Here is a 17758-nt window from a genome sequence, read left to right on the forward strand (position 1 = left end):
GGGATTTCTCCTGTTAGTGGGCAACCGCAGCAGCGCCGTGTTCGTCGATCAACGCACCGTTGTGGAAACGGTCGATGGAGAAAGGTGCAGCCAATGGGTGCATTTCACCCTTGGCCAGGCTCGCGGCAAACACGTTGCCCGAGCCAGGTGTTGCCTTGAAGCCACCGGTGCCCCAACCGCAGTTGAAGAACATGTTCGGTACCGGCGTTTTCGAAATGATCGGGCAGGCATCCGGCGTGGTGTCGACGATGCCGCCCCACTGACGGTTCATGCGGACGCGGGACAGCACCGGGAACATCTCGACGATGGCCTGAATGGTGTGCTCGATCACCGGGTACGAACCACGCTGGCCGTAGCCGTTGTAGCCGTCGATACCGGCGCCGATCACCAGGTCGCCCTTGTCGGACTGGCTGATGTAACCGTGTACGGCGTTGGACATGATCACGCTGTCGATAATCGGCTTGATCGGCTCGGATACCAGCGCTTGCAGCGGGTGCGATTCGATCGGCAGACGGAAACCGGCGAGTTTGGCCATGTGCCCGGAGTTACCGGCAGTCACCACACCGACGCGCTTGGCGCCGATGAAGCCTTTGTTGGTTTCAACACCGATGCACACGCCGTTTTCCTTGCGGAAGCCGATCACTTCGGTCTGTTGAATCAGGTCCACGCCCAAGGCGTCGGCGGCACGGGCAAAGCCCCAGGCCACGGCATCGTGACGGGCCACGCCGCCGCGACGCTGGACGGTGGCGCCCATCACCGGGTAGCGAGTGTTCTTGGAGCAGTCGAGGTACGGAATCTCGTCGGCTACCTGTTTGGCATCGAGCAGTTCGCCGTCCACGCCGTTGAGGCGGTTGGCGCTGACCCGACGCTCGGAATCACGAATGTCCTGAAGCGTGTGGCACAGGTTGTAGACGCCGCGCTGGGAGAACATCACGTTGTAGTTCAGGTCCTGAGACAGGCCTTCCCACAATTTCATCGCGTGTTCGTACAGGTGCGCCGACTCGTCCCACAGGTAGTTGGAGCGAACGATGGTGGTGTTGCGCGCGGTGTTACCGCCGCCCAGCCAGCCTTTCTCGACCACGGCCACGTTGGTGATGCCGTGTTCCTTGGCCAGGTAGTAGGCGGTCGCCAGACCATGCCCGCCACCGCCGACGATGACCACGTCATAGACCTTTTTCGGGGTCGGTGTGCGCCACATGCGCTGCCAGTTTTCATGGTGGCTGAGGGAGTGTTTGAAGAGGCCGAAGCCCGAATAGCGTTGCATAGTCATTTACTCCAAAACCGCGCTCAGCGATAAACCGGGAAGTCCGCGCACAGGGCTGCCACGTGCTGCGCGACATTGGCCTCGACATCGGCGTCGCCGAGGTTGTCGAGGATGTCGCAGATCCAGCCGGCCAGTTCAACGCACTGGGCCACCTTGAAGCCGCGAGTGGTCACCGCCGGGGTGCCGATACGCAGGCCGGAGGTCACGAACGGCGACTGTGGATCATTCGGGACAGCGTTCTTGTTCACGGTGATGTGGGCGCGACCGAGTGCTGCATCCGCCTCTTTGCCGGTGAGGCCCTGACGGATCAGGCTGACCAGGAACAGGTGGTTATCGGTGCCGCCGGACACTACATCGTAGCCGCGTTTGATAAATACGCCGGCCATGGCCTGGGCGTTGTCGATCACTTGTTGCTGGTAAGCCTTGAAGCCAGGCTCCAGCGCTTCCTTGAAGCACACCGCCTTACCGGCGATCACGTGCATCAGCGGGCCGCCCTGGGCACCCGGGAACACTGCCGCGTTGAGCTTCTTCTCGATTTCTTCGTTGGACTTGCACAGGATCAGGCCGCCACGAGGACCGCGCAGGGTCTTGTGAGTGGTGGTGGTGACCACATCAGCGTACGGCAGCGGATTCGGGTACAGGCCCGCAGCGACCAGACCGGCGACGTGAGCCATGTCGACGAACAGCAGCGCTCCAACCTTGTCGGCGATCTGACGGAAACGCGGGAAGTCGAGGGTCTTGGAGTAGGCCGAGAACCCGGCAACGATCATCTTCGGCTTGCATTCGACAGCCAGACGCTCGACTTCGTCGTAGTCGATCAGCCCGGTTTTGGTGTCAATGCCGTACTGCACGGCGTTGTACAGCTTGCCCGAGGACGACACCTTGGCGCCGTGGGTCAGGTGACCACCGTGGGCCAGGCTCATGCCGAGGATGGTGTCGCCGGCCTGCAGCAGAGCCAGGTAAACGGCGCTGTTGGCAGAGGAGCCGGAGTGCGGCTGGACGTTGGCGTAGTCGGCGCCGAACAGTTGCTTGGCGCGTTCGATGGCCAGCGCTTCGACCTTGTCGACGTGCTCGCAACCACCGTAATAGCGCTTGCCCGGATAGCCTTCGGCGTATTTGTTGGTCAGGCCACTGCCTTGCGCTTGCATGACGCGTTTGCTGGTGTAGTTCTCTGACGCGATCAGCTCGATGTGATCTTCCTGGCGTTGCTCCTCGGCATTCATCGCCGCCAGCAGTGCATCGTCGTAACCCTGGATCTGGTCTTGCTTGCTGAACATCGCGTCTCTCCCAGCGGCATCTATGCGCCATTCGTCTCGGTAAGGCACTGGCGTTACGGCAGTGCCCTTTGGATGCGATGGTATGACCGGCGCAGACAGGTCAAATGCCTATGGACGCCACGCAAAGGTGCGTTTACGACATGGGCCGAAAAGCCTGACTGGACACAATCTTCAAATCAGAAAGGATCCCCTGTGGGAGCGGCTTGCCCGCGATAGCGGTGGGTCAGCCGACATCAATGCTGGATGTGATGCCGCCATCGCGGGCAAGCCCGCGCCCACAGGGTTTTACGCGCCCCTCGCCCCTGTAGAAGGTCAGGGGTCAGGCAATGAGTTGGCGCAAGGCCAGAAGCACGAGGAAATGCGCGGGATAGAGGGCGTAAGCCCAGCGCCGCATCGGCGGCGGCTGGATGCCTTGGGCGTGTCGCAAAAGCAACAACCCCAACAATGGCGCAATCAGACAAGCGGCGATGCCGAATAGGGCTGCACTGCTATGAAGTCGTGCGGCGTAATACAGCACTTGCCACTGATTGGCCGCCAGGCAGACCAATCCCGGCAGCAGGCTGAAATACCAGGGACGCCTGATCACCAGCAACATCGCCAGCGGCAACAGCACGCCGAAGAACCCGAACATCAGTCGCTCAGGGAACAGTGCTGCCAGCAAAAGTGCACCGGCCGCCAATAGTCGCGATTGAAGCATCCGGTTCTGCCAGCCAAGCGCGACCAACAGCCCCAGAATCAACGTGGGCAACACGTTTAAGGTATTGGGATCAGGAATGTACATTCGGTAGGGAATTTCGCTTGCAGCGCTAAACAGCAACAGCCAACTGAGATAACGCCACCTGCCATCGGTGGTTACTGCACGAACTCGCGACAGGTTCGCCGCCATCGCCAGACAGAACCACGGGAACGCCAACCTGCCCGGCACGTACAGCAGATCGACGGAATAACCGACATATCGCAGGTGATCGAGCACCATGCTCAGCAGCGCCAGCCACTTGAGCAGATCCAGCGCCCCATCCCGTTGCGTCATGTGCATAATTGCCCGTCAACCGTGTATTTTTCTGACAGCAACATCCCGTGTGCTCCCCGGACGATCTTCGGTAAAGTGCGCACCATCATTGACCACGAAGCTCTTCACCATAAGCGCCTCGATTACGGAAGCCGGCCATGACCGACAAGAGCCAACAATTCGCCAGCGACAACTATTCCGGTATTTGCCCTGAAGCCTGGGCTGCCATGGAACAGGCCAACCACGGCCACCAGCGCGCTTATGGCGACGATGAGTGGACCGCACGCGCAGCGGATCAATTCCGCAAACTGTTCGAAACCGACTGCGAAGTGTTCTTCGCCTTCAACGGCACCGCGGCCAACTCGTTGGCTCTGTCGTCACTGTGCCAGAGTTACCACAGCGTGATCTGCTCGGAAACCGCCCACGTCGAAACCGACGAATGCGGCGCGCCAGAGTTTTTTTCCAACGGCTCCAAGCTGCTCATCGCCCGCACCGAAAACGGCAAGCTGACGCCGGAATCGATCCGAGAAATCGCCCTCAAGCGCCAGGACATCCACTACCCGAAACCGCGCGTCGTGACCCTGACCCAGGCCACCGAAGTCGGTAGCGTCTACACCCCGGAAGAAATCCGCGCCATCAGCGCCACCTGCAAAGAACTGGGCCTGAACCTGCACATGGACGGCGCACGTTTCTCCAATGCTTGCGCATTCCTTGGCTGCTCACCAGCGGACCTGACCTGGAAGGCCGGCGTCGATGTCTTGTGCTTCGGCGGCACGAAAAACGGCATGGCGGTGGGCGAAGCGATTCTGTTCTTCAACCACAAACTGGCTGAAGACTTCGATTACCGTTGCAAGCAGGCCGGGCAATTGGCCTCGAAGATGCGCTTCCTCTCGGCGCCGTGGGTCGGGATTCTGGAAAACGACGCCTGGCTCAAATACGCCCGCCACGCCAACCACTGCGCGCAGCTGCTGGCCGAACTGGTGAGCGACATTCCGGGCGTGGAACTGATGTTCCCGGTACAAGCCAACGGCGTATTCCTGCAACTGTCGGAACCGGCCATTGCCGCTCTGACCGCCAAGGGCTGGCGCTTCTACACCTTCATCGGCAACGGCGGCGCGCGATTCATGTGCTCGTGGGACACCGAAGAAGAACGCGTGCAGGAACTGGCGGCGGATATTCGCGAAGTCATGGCAGCCTGATGCCCCCACCAGGCTGATCATTCCCACGCTCTGCGTGGGAATGCCTCTCGGGACGCTCCGCGTTCCTGCCTCACCGCTGACGCAATGTCCAACACCGTTGTGACGCAGAGCGTCACGGGCTGCATTCCCACGCGGAGCATGGGAACGATCAAACTGGCCGCACTGACCCCAAGGGCTAGTGCTTCTACACCCTCATCGACAACGGCGGCGGATATTCGGGAAGTCATGGCAGCCTGAAGCCCCCACCCAGCTGATCGTTCCCACGCTCTGCGTGGGAATGCCTCTCGGGACGCTCCGCGTTCCTGCCTTACCACTGACGCAATGCCGAGCACCGTTGTGACGCAGAGCGTCACGGGCTGCATTTCCACGCGGAGCATGGGAACGATCAAACTGGCCGCACTGACCCCAAGGGCTAGTGCTTCTACACCCTCATCGACAACGGCGGCGGATATTCGCGAAGTCATGACAGCCTGATGCCCCCACCAGGCTGATCATTCCCACGCTCTGCGTGGGAATGCCTCTCGGGACGCTCCGCGTTCCTGCCTTACCACTGACGCAATGCCGAGCACCGTTGTGACGCAGAGCGTCACGGGCTGCATTCCCACGCGGAGCGTGGGAACGATCAAACTGGCCGCACTGACCACCAAGGGCTAGTGCTTCTACACCCTCATCGACAACGGCGGCGGATATTCGCGAAGTCATGGCAGCCTGATGCCCCCACCAGGCTGATCGTTCCCACGCTCTGCGTGGGAATGCCTCTCGGGACGCTCCGCGTTCCTGCCTCACCGCTGATGCAATGTCCAACACCGTTGTGACGCAGAGCGTCACGGGCTGCATTTCCACGCGGAGCGTGGGAACGATCATTAGAGGTGCGTCGCAATTTCCCACTCTCTCTGCGGTGCTGTCCGCTAGCACCACTACATCACCCCGTTCACGCTAGTCATTCCCTCGCAAAGGAATGCATCCATGGGCCGAAGCCGCTACACCATTACCGAACCCGACAAACCTCATTTCCTGACCTGCACCCTCATGGAATGGCTTCCACTGTTTATCCGCCCCTACATTGTCGATCACCTGCTCAATTGCTGGCGCCACCAACAAACCCACCAAAACCTGCAGCTGTACGGCTACGTAATCCTGGAAAACCATCTGCATTTCGTTGCCGGGGCTCCAGACCTGAGCAAATGCCTCCGCCAGTTCAAATCCTTCACCGCGCGCCAGATCATTGATGATCTGCAAAGCAAAGGTGCCGAACGCACATTGCAACGACTGCGCTTCAGCAAACGGGCACATAAGCAGGATCGGGTTTATCAGTTGTGGCAGGAAGGTTCGCACGCGGAAATGGTGTACAGCGAAACGGTGATGCGCCAGAAGCTGGATTACATCCACTACAACCCGGTGAAGCGTGGGTACGTGGATTTACCTGAGCACTGGCGCTATTCCAGTGCGAGGAATTATGCAGGGATGGAGGGATTGATCGAGATCCAGCGTTGGTACTGAGGGTGCCCCACTGATCGTTCCCACGCTCTGCGTGGGAACGATCAGAACGGGGGCAAGTCCCCTCGCCACAGTTGGTCTACATTGACTGGCGAGCCTTTCGATCCGCTCGGATCCCCCCCATCGGGAGCGTACGCATGTCATTACAAGGCAAAACCCTGTTCATCACCGGAGCCAGTCGCGGGATCGGGCGTGAGATTGCGCTGCGGGCAGCAAAGGATGGGGCCAACATCGTGATTGCCGCCAAAAGCGCCACCCCTCACCCCAAACTGCCTGGCACCATCTTCAGCGTGGCGGCGGAAGTTGAAGCCGCGGGCGGCAAGGCGTTGGCCTTGCAGGTGGATGTGCGCGATGAAGAGGCGGTGCGTGAGGCGTTGGCCCAGGCCAGCGACCACTTCGGCGCGATTGATGCCTTGGTCAACAATGCCGGGGCGATCAAGCTGACCGGCGTGCAACACATCGAACTCAAGCGCTTCGACCTGATGCATCAGATCAACACCCGCGCTGTACTGCTGTGCAGTCAGGCCGCCCTGCCCTATCTGAAAAAAACCGCCGGCCACATCCTCAACCTGTCACCACCGCTGAACCTGGCCACCAAGTGGTTCGCCCAGTACAGCCCCTACACGGTGACCAAATACGGCATGAGCATGCTGACCCTGGGCATGAGCGAGGAGTTCGCCTCCTACGGCATCAGCGTCAATTCCCTGTGGCCGCAAACCATGATCGCCACTGCCGCCATTGAGTTTCAGCTGGGGTCACGCGAGTCGTTCAAGCATGCGCGCACGCCGGCGATCATGGCCGACGCCGCCCACATCATTCTGGACAGCAGTGGTCGCAGCATTACCGGGCGCTTGCTGATTGATGAGGAGATTCTGCGGGAGCATGGCGTGACCGAATTCGATCATTACCGCTTTGAGCCCGGCACCCAAGACAAACTGATGCCGGATTTGTTTATCGATTGAAAAACGGTCAGCCATGACACCGCGGAACCTGTGGGAGCGAGCTTGCTCGCGATGACGGCGGTACATTCAACATCGATGTTGGCTGACCTACCGCTATCGCGAGCAAGCTCGCTCCCACAGGTTACGCGGCGTCTATCAAAACTCGATCCGCACATCCCCCTTCGGCACGCTGCAGCAGGACAGAATGTACCCTTCGGCCTCGTCTTCCTCGGTAATCCCGCCGTTGTGGTCCATTTCGACCTCGCCGCCCAGCTTCATCACCTTGCAGGTCCCGCAGATCCCCATCCCGCAAGCTTTAGGGATCAGCAAGCCAAGCTTGGCCGCCGCCGCATGCACGGTCTCGCCCGGCGCCACACGAATGCTCTTGCCGGAGGCTGTGAATTCCACTTGATGCAGATCCGCTACGTCGATTTCCGGTGCGTCTGCTGCGATTTCGGCTTGCTCCACCGCATCGGCACGGGCTTCCGGCGGCGTCGCGCCAAAGGATTCCTCGTGATAACGCTTCATGTCGAAACCCGCCGCCTCGAGCATGCGCTTGACCGCGTTCATGTACGGGGTCGGGCCGCAGCAGAAAACTTCACGCTCAAGGAAGTCCGGCGCCATCAATTCGAGCATCTTGTGGTTCAGGTAACCGCGATAACCGGCCCACGGCTCGCCCAGACCGTGCTTCTCGCAAATCAGGTGCAGGCTGAAGTTGTCGATCCGCGATGCCATGTGCTCCAGCTCGCGGTGGTAAATGATGTCTTTGGGCGAACGGGCGCTGTGGATAAACACCATGTCGACATTGCCGTTGGTGTCGTAGAACCAGCGCGCCATGGACATGACCGGCGTAATGCCGACACCGCCGCTGAGGTAGAGCACTTTCGGCGCGGTGAAGTCCATGGCGTTGAACAGCCCGACCGGCCCGTGTACCGCCAGCTCCTGGCCTTCGTGCAGGGTGTCGTGCAGCCAGTTGGACACCTTGCCCCCCGGCACGCGCTTGATGGTCACCGAAAAGCTGTACGGCACCGACGGCGAGCTGGAAATGGTGTAGGAGCGCATGATCGGCACGCCTTCGATTTCCAGCTCCAGGGTGACAAACTGCCCGGGCTTGAAAAAGAACAGGATCGGCTGATCGGCCATGAAACAGAAGGTGCGCACATCCCAGGTTTCCTGGATGACTTTGACGCAACGGACTATATGTCGACCATTGGCCCAGGTCTGGGTGGTTACCGGGTTCAGGAAGCTGTTGGACATGCTGATCTCCACGGCCGACTACCGGCCTTCATATTGGCGATTCTGCGTATAGCGCAGCCCCTCCATTTACCTATCTGCGACATTCACATACTTATCGCGACCAGCCCCCAATTACCGGGGGTTGCGCGTCGGGAACAGATTGGGCCATGTCGCCCATGGATAAGGTTCTGGCGAGCGCCGGCCCCACACTCGCCCCATACCAAGACACAACCTTTACACCTTGCGTAGCAAACCTGATCAGCCACTTTCGCGGCCACGCAGATGGCCTTGAGGAAACACACGATGGACGTCACCACTACCCTGAGCCTGGGCGATCCACTGGAACCCGCACGCAAGGCCACCGCGCAGATGCTGCAAGAACGCGAGCGCACTTTCTCGCTGCCGCAGCCGTTTTACTCTGACGAGCGGCTGTTTGATATCGACATGCAGGAAATCTTTCAGAAAGAGTGGTTGATCGCCGGCATGACCTGCGAGATCCCGGCCAAGGGCAATTACCTGACTCTGCAAGTCGGCAAGAACCCGATCATCGTGATTCGCGGCGCCGACGGCGTAGTCCATGCGTTCCACAACGTCTGCCGTCACCGCGGTTCACGGCTGTGCACCAGTGAAAAAGGCAAAGTCGCCAAACTGGTCTGCCACTACCACCAGTGGACGTATGAGCTGGACGGTCGCCTGTTGTTTGCCGGCACCGAAATGGGCGCCGACTTCGACATGAAGCAGTACGGCTTGAAGCCTGTGAACGTGAAAACCGCTGGCGGTTACATCTTCATCAGTCTGGCGGAAAACCCGCCGGCCATTGACGACTTCCTGTCGACGCTCAGCCATTACATGGAACCGTACGACATGGAGAACACCAAGGTGGCGGTGCAAACCACCTTGATGGAAAAAGCCAACTGGAAACTGGTGCTGGAAAACAACCGCGAGTGCTACCACTGCAACGCATCGCACCCGGAACTGCTGAAAACCCTGCTGGAATGGGACGACGTCACCGACCCGCGCGCCGACCAGGCCTTCAAGGACCACGTAGCCGCTTCCGCCGCTGCCTGGGAAGCCGAGAAGATCCCTTACGCCCACGCCAGTTTCGGCCTGCGTAACCGCATCGTGCGCATGCCGCTGCTCAAGGGCACCGTGTCGATGACCATGGACGGCAAACAGGGCTGCGCCAAACTCATGGGCCGCATCAAAAACCCGGACCTGGGCTCGATGCGCATCCTGCACCTGCCGCACTCGTGGAACCACTGCATGGGCGATCACATCATCGTGTTCACCGTGTGGCCGATCAGCGCTCAGGAAACCATGGTCACCACCAAGTGGATCGTCCACAAGGACGCAGTCGAAGGCGTGGACTACGACGTGGAGCGCATGCGCCAGGTCTGGGATGCCACCAACGACCAGGACCGTCGCCTGGCCGAAGAGAACCAGCGCGGGATCAACTCCACCGCGTACCAGCCAGGGCCTTACTCCAAGACCTATGAGTTTGGTGTGGTGAACTTCGTGGACTGGTACAGCGAGCGGATGCTGAACAACCTGGGGGCCGAGCCTGCGCCTTACCTCAAAGGCGTGCCGGTACAAGGCTAAAAACAACAGCATCGCGGGCAAGCCCGCTCCCACAAGGATCGGCGGCGTACACAAACTTTGTGGACACCGCCCATCACTGTGGGAGCGGGCTTGCCCGCGATGAGGTCGACACGGTCACCCCGCTAAATTGAAGACCACCGCACCGACCCATCCTCCCCAATAAACGTCTCTTCGATGTTCTCCCCCACCAGTCGCACCTTCACATAACCGTTCAACACCCGATCCGGGTACGCCTCATCCCGCGCATTTTGCCTTTCCGACCACAGCACCCGCGAATGCCCGTTCAGCTCGCTGGCATTGCCGTAGGGAATCGCCCCGTGCCCGGCGCAACGCGCATGCAAGCCACCTTGAGCGGCGTAGCAGATGCCATTGTGCAAATGCCCCCAATACCAGTAATCCGGCTCGCGCCCCAAGGCATCGCATACCGGTTGGTACAACGCTGTCTTGTTATGCCCGGAAATGTCGAAGCCCTGGTGATGGCTGAGCACCATGATTTTCTTGCGTTGAGGCAGGTCTTTCATCCAGTCGATCTGCTGCTTGTTCAGCGCACCATCCATATACAGATTGATTGGATCAGAGGCATAAGCCGTGTCGAGTCCGATCACCAGCCAGTCATCGTTGTATAACGCAAAATAACTGGTGCCCTGCTGCGCCGGGAAACGCTTGGCCAGTTCCTTGAAGTAGCCATGGGCGCCGCTGTACATCTCGTGATTGGAGTTGAGGGTGAACGAGCCGTGCTTGCCCATGGGCCAGCCGACCATATCGACGTCTTCCTGGGAATGGGTGCCGGCGTAATACACGTCCCCCAAGTGAATGGTGAAGTCGGCCTGGGCCAGTTGCATCTGGTTGGCCACCGCCACCGCCGGGGCATGGCTGTCGAACGGTCCGGTGCCCCAATCGCCGGCGATGGCCAGGGTCACGTCACTGTCCATGCGCATCATCGCCGGGTTGGTGGCAAACGGCGCGTGATGCCGCAGATTCTCGATCCATTTGAGCAGCGCCTCGCTCCACAACAGGTCCAGCAGCTCCCATTTGCGACAACCGAGCAGGCTGCCGTCCTTGAGCACCCGGGTTTGCAACTCGTCTGCCGATTGCGGCAAGGGAGTGGCATTGCCGATGTGCAGGATCGACAAGCCGTGGGCCAGTTCCCACGGCACACTCGGCTGATCGTCGGGCAAATCGCCGTTCTTGAGCACGTAGTGCGCCTGATCATGGCCCCGTTGCAGCAGCGCGACGATGGCCTGGTATTCCTCGGGCTCAAGCTCGCTGACGAGCTTCTTCCAGGCCATTTCCAGGCGGGTGACCACGCCGTGCAGCCGTAGCTTGACCTTGTCGAACTCGTGTTCCCAATGACTGACCAATGACATGTCGCTTACCTCCATCCGTAGTGGAATCACAGGGTTTTCATGAACTCGATGAGCGCCCGCTTATCGAGTTCCGACAGTTGCGTGCCGTACAGATGGCCGCCGTTGTGGTTGCCCTCCAGACGGGTGTCGTATTTGAAGTCCGCCGAAGCCTTCATCTGCTGGCCACTGGTGACGAAGCCGACCTTGTCCTGGTCGTACACGTCGGAGCCGGTGAAGAACACCAGCGGTCTCTTTTCCGGTGGTTGCAGCAAGTCCCACAGGGTCGGTACCGAACCGTTGTGCAGGTACGGTGCACGCAACCAGACGCCGTCGGTGGGCGTGTTGCTGTAGCTCTGGGTCTTGCGATAGGCGCCAAAGTCGAACGGCGATTTCTTGAAGCCATGGAAAGCCGTCACTAAACCATTGGTGAACGAGTTCAGCCGATGGGGATCGGTGCCCAGTTCATCAATGCTGGTGGTGACCTGACCGGTGTCGGTGCGGCCGAAATCATGGCAACCGGCGCAGTTGTTTTCCCACACCGGTTTGCCCCGTGCGACTTTGGCCTGATCCAGCGCGAACGGCCATGCCGGCGCCTTGTGGCCCAGCAACCAGTTGGTCACCCGGTTGAAACTGGCCGGCAACACTGATTCCGGCGTCGCACCCACGGCCATGGCCGCCGCGTAGTTGCGCTCATGGATGTCGTTGTTGTTGCCGTCCCAATGCAGGTACAGCGACTCCCGAGGTTTCTGGTTCCAGACTTGCGGCAAGTCGACGGTGCCGATGGTCGAGTCATCCGGGAAGCCGAACACCACCATTTTCGTCGGATTGAAGGTGTCGGTGCGGCCCGGCCCTTGCGGTGCGCGCAGTCGTTGCCAGGCATAGGCCTGTTTCTGCTTGACCAGCGCGCTGGTGGCCATCGGAATGATCACGTAGCGGTTGTACAAGCGCTCGAAAAACCCGAGCTGGAACTTGCTGTTGATCGCGGTCATCACCGCGTCAGGGGTGAATTTCGGGTCGCTGGCGCAATTGTAGGCGAACCACTGGAAGGCCTGCAGTTGCAGGGTATTAGCCGGCGCAGTGGCCACCGGGATGGCGACGTCGCTGGTATTGGCCCGATAGGAACCGGTGTGACACAGGGCGCAGTTGGGCTCCACGGTCGGGTAGCCGATCTGCCGCTTGGCCATGCCAATCGGCAGGTCCTTGCCGTTCTCGTAGAGGAAACCGAAGACTTCGTAGCCGCCGGGTTTTGGCAGTTTATCCGGGCACATCTGCGGTAACACGGCGAACAGGTAATAGGGAATCCGCGCCTCGATGCCCAGGCCGATGGCGCCGTACTTGTAGTGGTCCTCATCGGAGGCGTATTGCTCTTCCGGCACCACCCGCAGCATCTGGTACCAGGTTTCGTAGCCGATAAACCCCAGCGCCAGCACCACGACCAGCGTGGCGACTTTGAAGCTGTGTCGCTGCCAGCGTCGCGCCCACGCTGCGCGCCACTCACGCCAGCCGTCGCGGAGCAGTGCCCAGGGCCGATTGGCCGGAGCACTGCCCCGGTACAACAGAACCCCGAGGATCAGGAACATGCTCAGATCACCCAGCAGCATCGGCACGAATACCTGAGCCTGGTTGCTGGTGTTGATCAGGTAGATCCAGAACGCCACGGCCACCAGGCGCGACAAGACGCACAGCCACGAATGCACTACGTATTTGGGTGCGTTGAAGCCTGACGGCATGTAAAAAAGGCTGATCCCCACCAGCAACATGCCGGCGTTCTCCAGCCAAGGATCGGAGAGTTGCGGTGGCATCCCGAGCATCGAGGTCAGCAATGCCGGCGCGAACAGCGCCGGAATCGCGAAGACCATGTTCATCACGATGCCTATCCAGATGAAGCGTTGAAACCAGCGGATGTAACTGTCCATATTTTTTCCCCAGATCGTTCCCACGCTCCGCGTGGGAATGCCGCCATGGACGCTCTGCGTCCGCGTTTGTGACGCAGAGCGTCACGGGATGCATTCCCACGCAGAGCGTGGGAACGATCAGTGCTAGCCGAGGGCCGTTTTCTCCAGGTGTTGCAGGATGATCGGGTACACATCAAGCACCGCATTCTTGCCGAACATGCAGTCGATATGCCCATAACCCGGCACCACATGGCGGCTGTAGCGCTCCGGACCATGGGCTTTACACACGCGTTCATAAGTCTTGAGCGTGCTCTCCGGCAGATAACACTGATTGTCTTCACCGCTGATGAAGCAGATCGGCATGGTCAGCCGGTCGAAGTGCGGCATGTAGACGTCCTGACCCTTGAAGTCCACCAGATGGCCTTTGCGCAGGATCAGCGCCAAATGCTCGAAGGTTTGCATGTTCGACTCGCCGAACAACTCATGCAGGTTATCGTGCAGGGTGTCGTTGAGGGTGTCGTGGCGGTACAGCGACGCGTACATGAAAGTGATGCGATGGCACACCGGATTGGTGCAGTAGCCCTGGGCCTCGATGCGGGCATAGCCGTTGAGGGCCTTGTCGTAGAGTTTGTTGAACCAGCTCTCCTTGTTGTCGGCATACGCGGTGAGAGATTTGATGCCGATGGCGTCGAGCATCCCCGGAAGGTGCAGACCGGCCTTGAGCCCCGTTGCCGTGGCGACCACTGTATCCGCCGCGATCTGCGAACACACGACCGAACGCACGCCCTGCAACCCGGCCAGCAGTGACATGAAGAAGGTCGTCGCCCCGTAGCAATGCACCACGCACTGCACGTCCGCCGCCTTGGTTGCCTGCTGGATCTGCGCGATGGCAGCCTTGAAGTCGTACTGCGCAATCTGGTCGCCGTTCCATTCCTTCTTGCTCGCGGGCAACAGAATGCTCACCCGCAGATCCAGCAGCCAGACGTCGTACTCGTGCTTGCACAGGAACTCCAGCAGGTTGGTCTGGATGGTGTCGGTGGAGAAAATATTCGAGCCCACGCCCAAGCCGTGCACCAGCATCACCGGCCCTTTGCTGCCGGCCTGATAGCGGGTCAGGCGCAGCTGTACGTTGTCTTCGGTCTGGAAGAACTGCACGCTCGGGATCGGCGCATCCAGAGGACGTTTCTGCCGGGGTGGGGCATCGGGATTGAAGTAGATGTCACCCGCGAACACCCCGCCGTAGCTCTCCCACAAGATGCCGGCGAAGAACTTGCCGAACCTTGCCAGCCCATCGATGCGCTCGCGTTCGTTGCGCGCATTGAGCACCTTCATGGTGGTCATCTGCTTGGCGAAATCGGCTGGATGGATGTGCATCACACCCGAGCCAATCACCTCACCGGTCTTGTCCGATCCGCGATACAGCGTCACGTAGAGGGTGCTGGTGTCGTGCCAGACGTTCAGCACGCCATTGTCTTCGGGCACGGTCTTGAACGCGCTGAAGTAATAATCGCTGCCGTCCTCGGCGGTCAGTTTCATGTCGTAATTCATGTGCCGCACGCCGACCTGGTCCTGATACTCCTCGAACAGGTTGAACACGCCATTGCTGGCGGTCAGCGGTTCTGGCGACAAGCCTGGAGCATCCAGGGTGCCGACCAGTGTCGCGGCGTGTTCAGGTTCCTTGATCATGCGGTTGAGGTCGTTGGCGGTGATGGTCAGGGTGAACTCGATCGGCGAGTTGTCCGACTCGCCGCGCTTGGCCGCTGCCTCGTAGAGTTTCAGATCGGTGCCCTGGGGCTGGGTGAAAGCTTTGGAGAAATAGCCTTTCATGGTTTCGGTGAACTGCACGCCGAGGGTAGGCGCCGCCACCGGTTTACGCGGTGCCGAGGGCAGCGTGTAGTCGATGTGCCAACCACGATCGGCGGCCAGCAGGCCCATGTTGCGCTCGCTCACGGCAGAGATGGTCAGCAGCGGATTGACCGCCAGGGAAGTCGGGATCACCGCGCCGTCGGCCACGTACAACCCGGCATAGACATCGGTGCCGGTGGCGCTACTGAACACTTGGCCCTTGTGGTTGACCACGCCCTGCGCCGCATCCTCGCCCATCACGCAACCGCCCAATGGGTGGACGGAAACGATGCTGTGTTTGAGCAGCTCGGTCCAGATCGGGTTCTCGACCCATATCCCGCCCAAGGCCTTGGTGCTCTGGTGCAGCCGCTCGTTGCCAAGCTTCACGTTTTCCTGCTCGCCAACACCCGGCCAATCGATGCGCAGCTGATCGTTGCTGTCGAGCACCATGCGCCCCTTGCCATCGTCATGGCTCATGATCAGGTAGGTCTGCATGTTGTGCAGGGCGCCGTGATACGGGCCGCGCAGAAAACTCTCGGATTCGCGCGCCGCATATTTGAGCTTGCCACTGAAACTGTCATCGGTGGGCTTGCCGATCAACCCGGCAAACGCGGCCATGCTTGGCACCATGGGTCGGCCGAGCGCACCGGGGATCGAGCCTTCTTCAATGACCATGCGGCTGCGCCAGTCACCTTCGGTACGCATGTCGATGATCGAGGTGATGCACGGGCCGACCGGTTTCATTTCCTTGGCCGGATGGGCGCCGAAACCGATGCCGTTGATCGTTTCATCGCAGTTGTGGCCGAAACCGAGGATGTCGCCGTTGCCGCTCATGTTTTCGCCAAGCTGATTGGACGTCGACAGGCCTTTGTCCCGAGAACGCAGGAGGATTTCGGTGGAGCCCAGGGTGCCGGCCGACACCACGACAATGTCCGCCTTGACGAACAGCGTCGGCGCGGAGAATTTCTCCCGGCCGCTGTCCAGATACTGGAAGTGCACGATCCAGCCATCGCCGTCGCGCTCCAGATGCCGCACCTCGGCCTGGCAGAAAATCTCCGCGCCGTGGTTCCAGGCGTCCGGCAGGTAATTCATCAGCGTGGTGTTCTTGGCCTTGTTGTTACAGCCCGACACGCAGTCGCCGCAGTGGTTGCATGGCAATTGCTCGACGCCGACGTGGTTGAGGTTGTTCGGCAGCTTGTCGAAGGTCACGTTGATCGGCGGCTTGTAGAAATGTGCGTCTTGCTTCAGGTACTCAGCGGACTTTTTGTTCGCGTCGAGTTTGGGCAGGTTCGGCGCGGTGTTCGGGTACGGATTGGGCTTGAGCATCTCCCGGGCCCGGGCATATCCATCCTTGAGCAGCGTGTCGCGGTGTTCACGCACCGCTAGCGGCCAGCGCGGGTCGTCGAACACGCCGGGCTCCGGTTCCAGCGCGACGTTGGCGTTGATCAGCGACGTGCCGCCCAGGCCGCAACCGACCACCACGTTCTGCTGGGCGTTGACGTGCAGGTCGAACAACCCGGTGCGCGAACCGATGTGCCCATCCGGGTCATGGACTTGCAGCTCCTCCGTGGCCGCCAACATCGTATTGGGATATTCGCCGGGCTGGATTTCCCGACCTCGCTCCAGCAGGCACACCCGCTTGCCGGCGCGGGACAGGCGCGACGCCGCGATCCCGCCGCCGTAGCCGGAGCCGATGACGATCACGTCGTAGTGTTCCTTGATGTCGCTGATGGGCGTGGCGATCCGTGTCATGGGTCATTTCCTCTCAGGCAGATAGGGCAACTCTGTGGTTGCCTGCAATCGATAGACGAACAAACGCCTGGTCACCGGGCACGGTCGGGCCTCAATGGCAGCGGCGTCGGGGTATGGGGAAAGGCTTCAGGCGCTATAGGCGAGCGCGCTGATTGGTGGCGCGACGGTGAATCCGTTTACGTAGCAAGGTGGCGGGGGTCGGTACACAGGTCACGCAAGGGTTGGGGTGCAAGCGATGTGGCTGGCTATCCATCACGCGTTCTCCCTGAACCAGATGTGGATAAGTGACGGTTGTCCTTGTGCCATGAGAGTGAAGACAGGCGACAGATCGAAGTCAAGGAAGCGCCTTAGAACTGTATGAAATCTGATCTATCGCGTTGTGGCCTATATGGGCCGTGGCTTGCAGGGTTTAGCGAACAAGTTATCCACATCTCCACCCACAGCTATTGGGGACAACTGTGGATGACGGGGCAAATTTATTCACAAAAAACCAAGAAAAACCGTGACTTATCCAGAAGGAGGGTTTTATGCAAGCATTGATCGTTTTTTGATCAGAAGCCTGCAGAGCACGGTTTACATGATGTGTAGAGGATGGCGAACACCTTATCCACAGAAGCGCCAACAGACTTTGGGGGCAACTTTGCAGGTTCTGTGGAAAACCGCTGAAAGCCGCGAGAATTCGGGGTTTACGGGAGAATCAGGGAAAGAAAAGAGTCAATTGAGTATTATTTGATCAACCCACTCAAAGCCACGGTTTATATAGCCTGTAGCGGACAGCGAACATCTTATCCACAGAAGCGCCAACAGAGATTGGGGGCAAGTATCGAATTGCGAGCGACGTTGTTCTGTGGAAAAAGCTCGAAAAAACCGGGGCTTAGGCTGGTTGTTTTTTGTACGG

At 59.9% G+C, this 17758-nt stretch carries 11 protein-coding genes; 4 read left to right on the plus strand and 7 right to left on the minus strand.

Translation table 11 applies throughout. The features are described from left to right. Positions 1-13: 13 nt before the first annotated feature. The 3 genes from PSH97_RS25795 to PSH97_RS25805 form a co-directional block, all read right to left on the minus strand. A complete protein-coding gene (locus tag PSH97_RS25795; protein ID WP_007980419.1) occupies positions 14-1264 on the minus strand; it encodes a sarcosine oxidase subunit beta in 1251 nt (416 codons plus the stop codon). Between the two features lie 23 nt (positions 1265-1287). After that, on the minus strand, positions 1288-2541 hold the full coding sequence (gene glyA / locus PSH97_RS25800; RefSeq protein WP_305447184.1) for a serine hydroxymethyltransferase: 1254 nt from the start codon (positions 2539-2541) through the stop codon (positions 1288-1290). Between the two features lie 319 nt (positions 2542-2860). Then, positions 2861-3577 (minus strand): TraX family protein, encoded by a 717-nt coding sequence (locus PSH97_RS25805; RefSeq protein ID WP_305447185.1) that lies wholly within the window; start codon positions 3575-3577, stop codon positions 2861-2863. A gap of 131 nt (positions 3578-3708) precedes the next feature. Between PSH97_RS25805 and PSH97_RS25810 the strand changes: the two genes are divergently transcribed. The 3 genes from PSH97_RS25810 to PSH97_RS25820 all read left to right on the plus strand — a co-directional run bounded on the left by PSH97_RS25810 (position 3709) and on the right by PSH97_RS25820 (position 7208). Continuing rightward, positions 3709-4749, plus strand: coding sequence for a threonine aldolase family protein (locus tag PSH97_RS25810; protein WP_305447186.1), 1041 nt, complete (start codon positions 3709-3711; stop codon positions 4747-4749). Between the two features lie 966 nt (positions 4750-5715). Beyond that, positions 5716-6249: an REP-associated tyrosine transposase gene (locus tag PSH97_RS25815; protein ID WP_305447187.1), complete on the plus strand. Its 534-nt coding sequence runs from the start codon at positions 5716-5718 to the stop codon at positions 6247-6249. A 134-nt stretch (positions 6250-6383) separates the two neighbouring features. Beyond that, positions 6384-7208: an SDR family oxidoreductase gene (locus PSH97_RS25820; RefSeq protein ID WP_305447188.1), complete on the plus strand. Its 825-nt coding sequence runs from the start codon at positions 6384-6386 to the stop codon at positions 7206-7208. 135 nt (positions 7209-7343) lie between these two features. Here the strand turns inward: PSH97_RS25820 and gbcB are convergent, their stop codons facing one another. Beyond that, positions 7344-8444 carry a glycine-betaine demethylase subunit GbcB gene (gene gbcB / locus PSH97_RS25825; RefSeq protein WP_305447189.1) on the minus strand — a complete coding sequence of 367 codons (1101 nt, stop codon included), beginning with the start codon at positions 8442-8444 and terminating at the stop codon, positions 7344-7346. A gap of 282 nt (positions 8445-8726) precedes the next feature. Between gbcB and gbcA the strand changes: the two genes are divergently transcribed. Next, positions 8727-10022, plus strand: a complete 1296-nt coding sequence (gbcA, locus tag PSH97_RS25830; RefSeq protein WP_105340901.1) for a glycine-betaine demethylase subunit GbcA — start codon at positions 8727-8729, stop codon at positions 10020-10022. A gap of 122 nt (positions 10023-10144) precedes the next feature. Here the strand turns inward: gbcA and PSH97_RS25835 are convergent, their stop codons facing one another. From PSH97_RS25835 to PSH97_RS25845, 3 genes are all read right to left on the minus strand, one after another. After that, positions 10145-11389 carry a metallophosphoesterase family protein gene (locus PSH97_RS25835; protein WP_305447191.1) on the minus strand — a complete coding sequence of 415 codons (1245 nt, stop codon included), beginning with the start codon at positions 11387-11389 and terminating at the stop codon, positions 10145-10147. Positions 11390-11415: 26 nt separating this feature from the next. After that, on the minus strand, positions 11416-13284 hold the full coding sequence (locus PSH97_RS25840) for a c-type cytochrome (RefSeq protein WP_305447192.1): 1869 nt from the start codon (positions 13282-13284) through the stop codon (positions 11416-11418). A gap of 123 nt (positions 13285-13407) precedes the next feature. Further along, on the minus strand, positions 13408-16860 hold the full coding sequence (locus PSH97_RS25845; RefSeq protein ID WP_305447193.1) for a GMC oxidoreductase: 3453 nt from the start codon (positions 16858-16860) through the stop codon (positions 13408-13410). Positions 16861-17758 lie beyond the last annotated feature (898 nt).

This window comes from Pseudomonas cucumis, assembly GCF_030687935.1.
Lineage (GTDB): Bacteria > Pseudomonadota > Gammaproteobacteria > Pseudomonadales > Pseudomonadaceae > Aquipseudomonas > Aquipseudomonas cucumis.

Excerpts from the sequence above, each read along its gene's own strand:
- gbcA (WP_105340901.1), top strand. The coding sequence starts at position 8,727 with ATGGACGTCACCACTACCCTGAGCCTGGGCGATCCACTGGAACCCGCA.
- glyA (WP_305447184.1), bottom strand. The coding sequence starts at position 2,541 with ATGTTCAGCAAGCAAGACCAGATCCAGGGTTACGACGATGCACTGCTG.
- PSH97_RS25805 (WP_305447185.1), bottom strand. The coding sequence starts at position 3,577 with ATGCACATGACGCAACGGGATGGGGCGCTGGATCTGCTCAAGTGGCTG.
- PSH97_RS25810 (WP_305447186.1), top strand. The coding sequence starts at position 3,709 with ATGACCGACAAGAGCCAACAATTCGCCAGCGACAACTATTCCGGTATT.
- PSH97_RS25845 (WP_305447193.1), bottom strand. The coding sequence starts at position 16,860 with ATGACACGGATCGCCACGCCCATCAGCGACATCAAGGAACACTACGAC.
- gbcB (WP_305447189.1), bottom strand. The coding sequence starts at position 8,444 with ATGTCCAACAGCTTCCTGAACCCGGTAACCACCCAGACCTGGGCCAAT.
- PSH97_RS25835 (WP_305447191.1), bottom strand. The coding sequence starts at position 11,389 with ATGTCATTGGTCAGTCATTGGGAACACGAGTTCGACAAGGTCAAGCTA.
- PSH97_RS25795 (WP_007980419.1), bottom strand. The coding sequence starts at position 1,264 with ATGCAACGCTATTCGGGCTTCGGCCTCTTCAAACACTCCCTCAGCCAC.
- PSH97_RS25815 (WP_305447187.1), top strand. The coding sequence starts at position 5,716 with ATGGGCCGAAGCCGCTACACCATTACCGAACCCGACAAACCTCATTTC.
- PSH97_RS25840 (WP_305447192.1), bottom strand. The coding sequence starts at position 13,284 with ATGGACAGTTACATCCGCTGGTTTCAACGCTTCATCTGGATAGGCATC.
- PSH97_RS25820 (WP_305447188.1), top strand. The coding sequence starts at position 6,384 with ATGTCATTACAAGGCAAAACCCTGTTCATCACCGGAGCCAGTCGCGGG.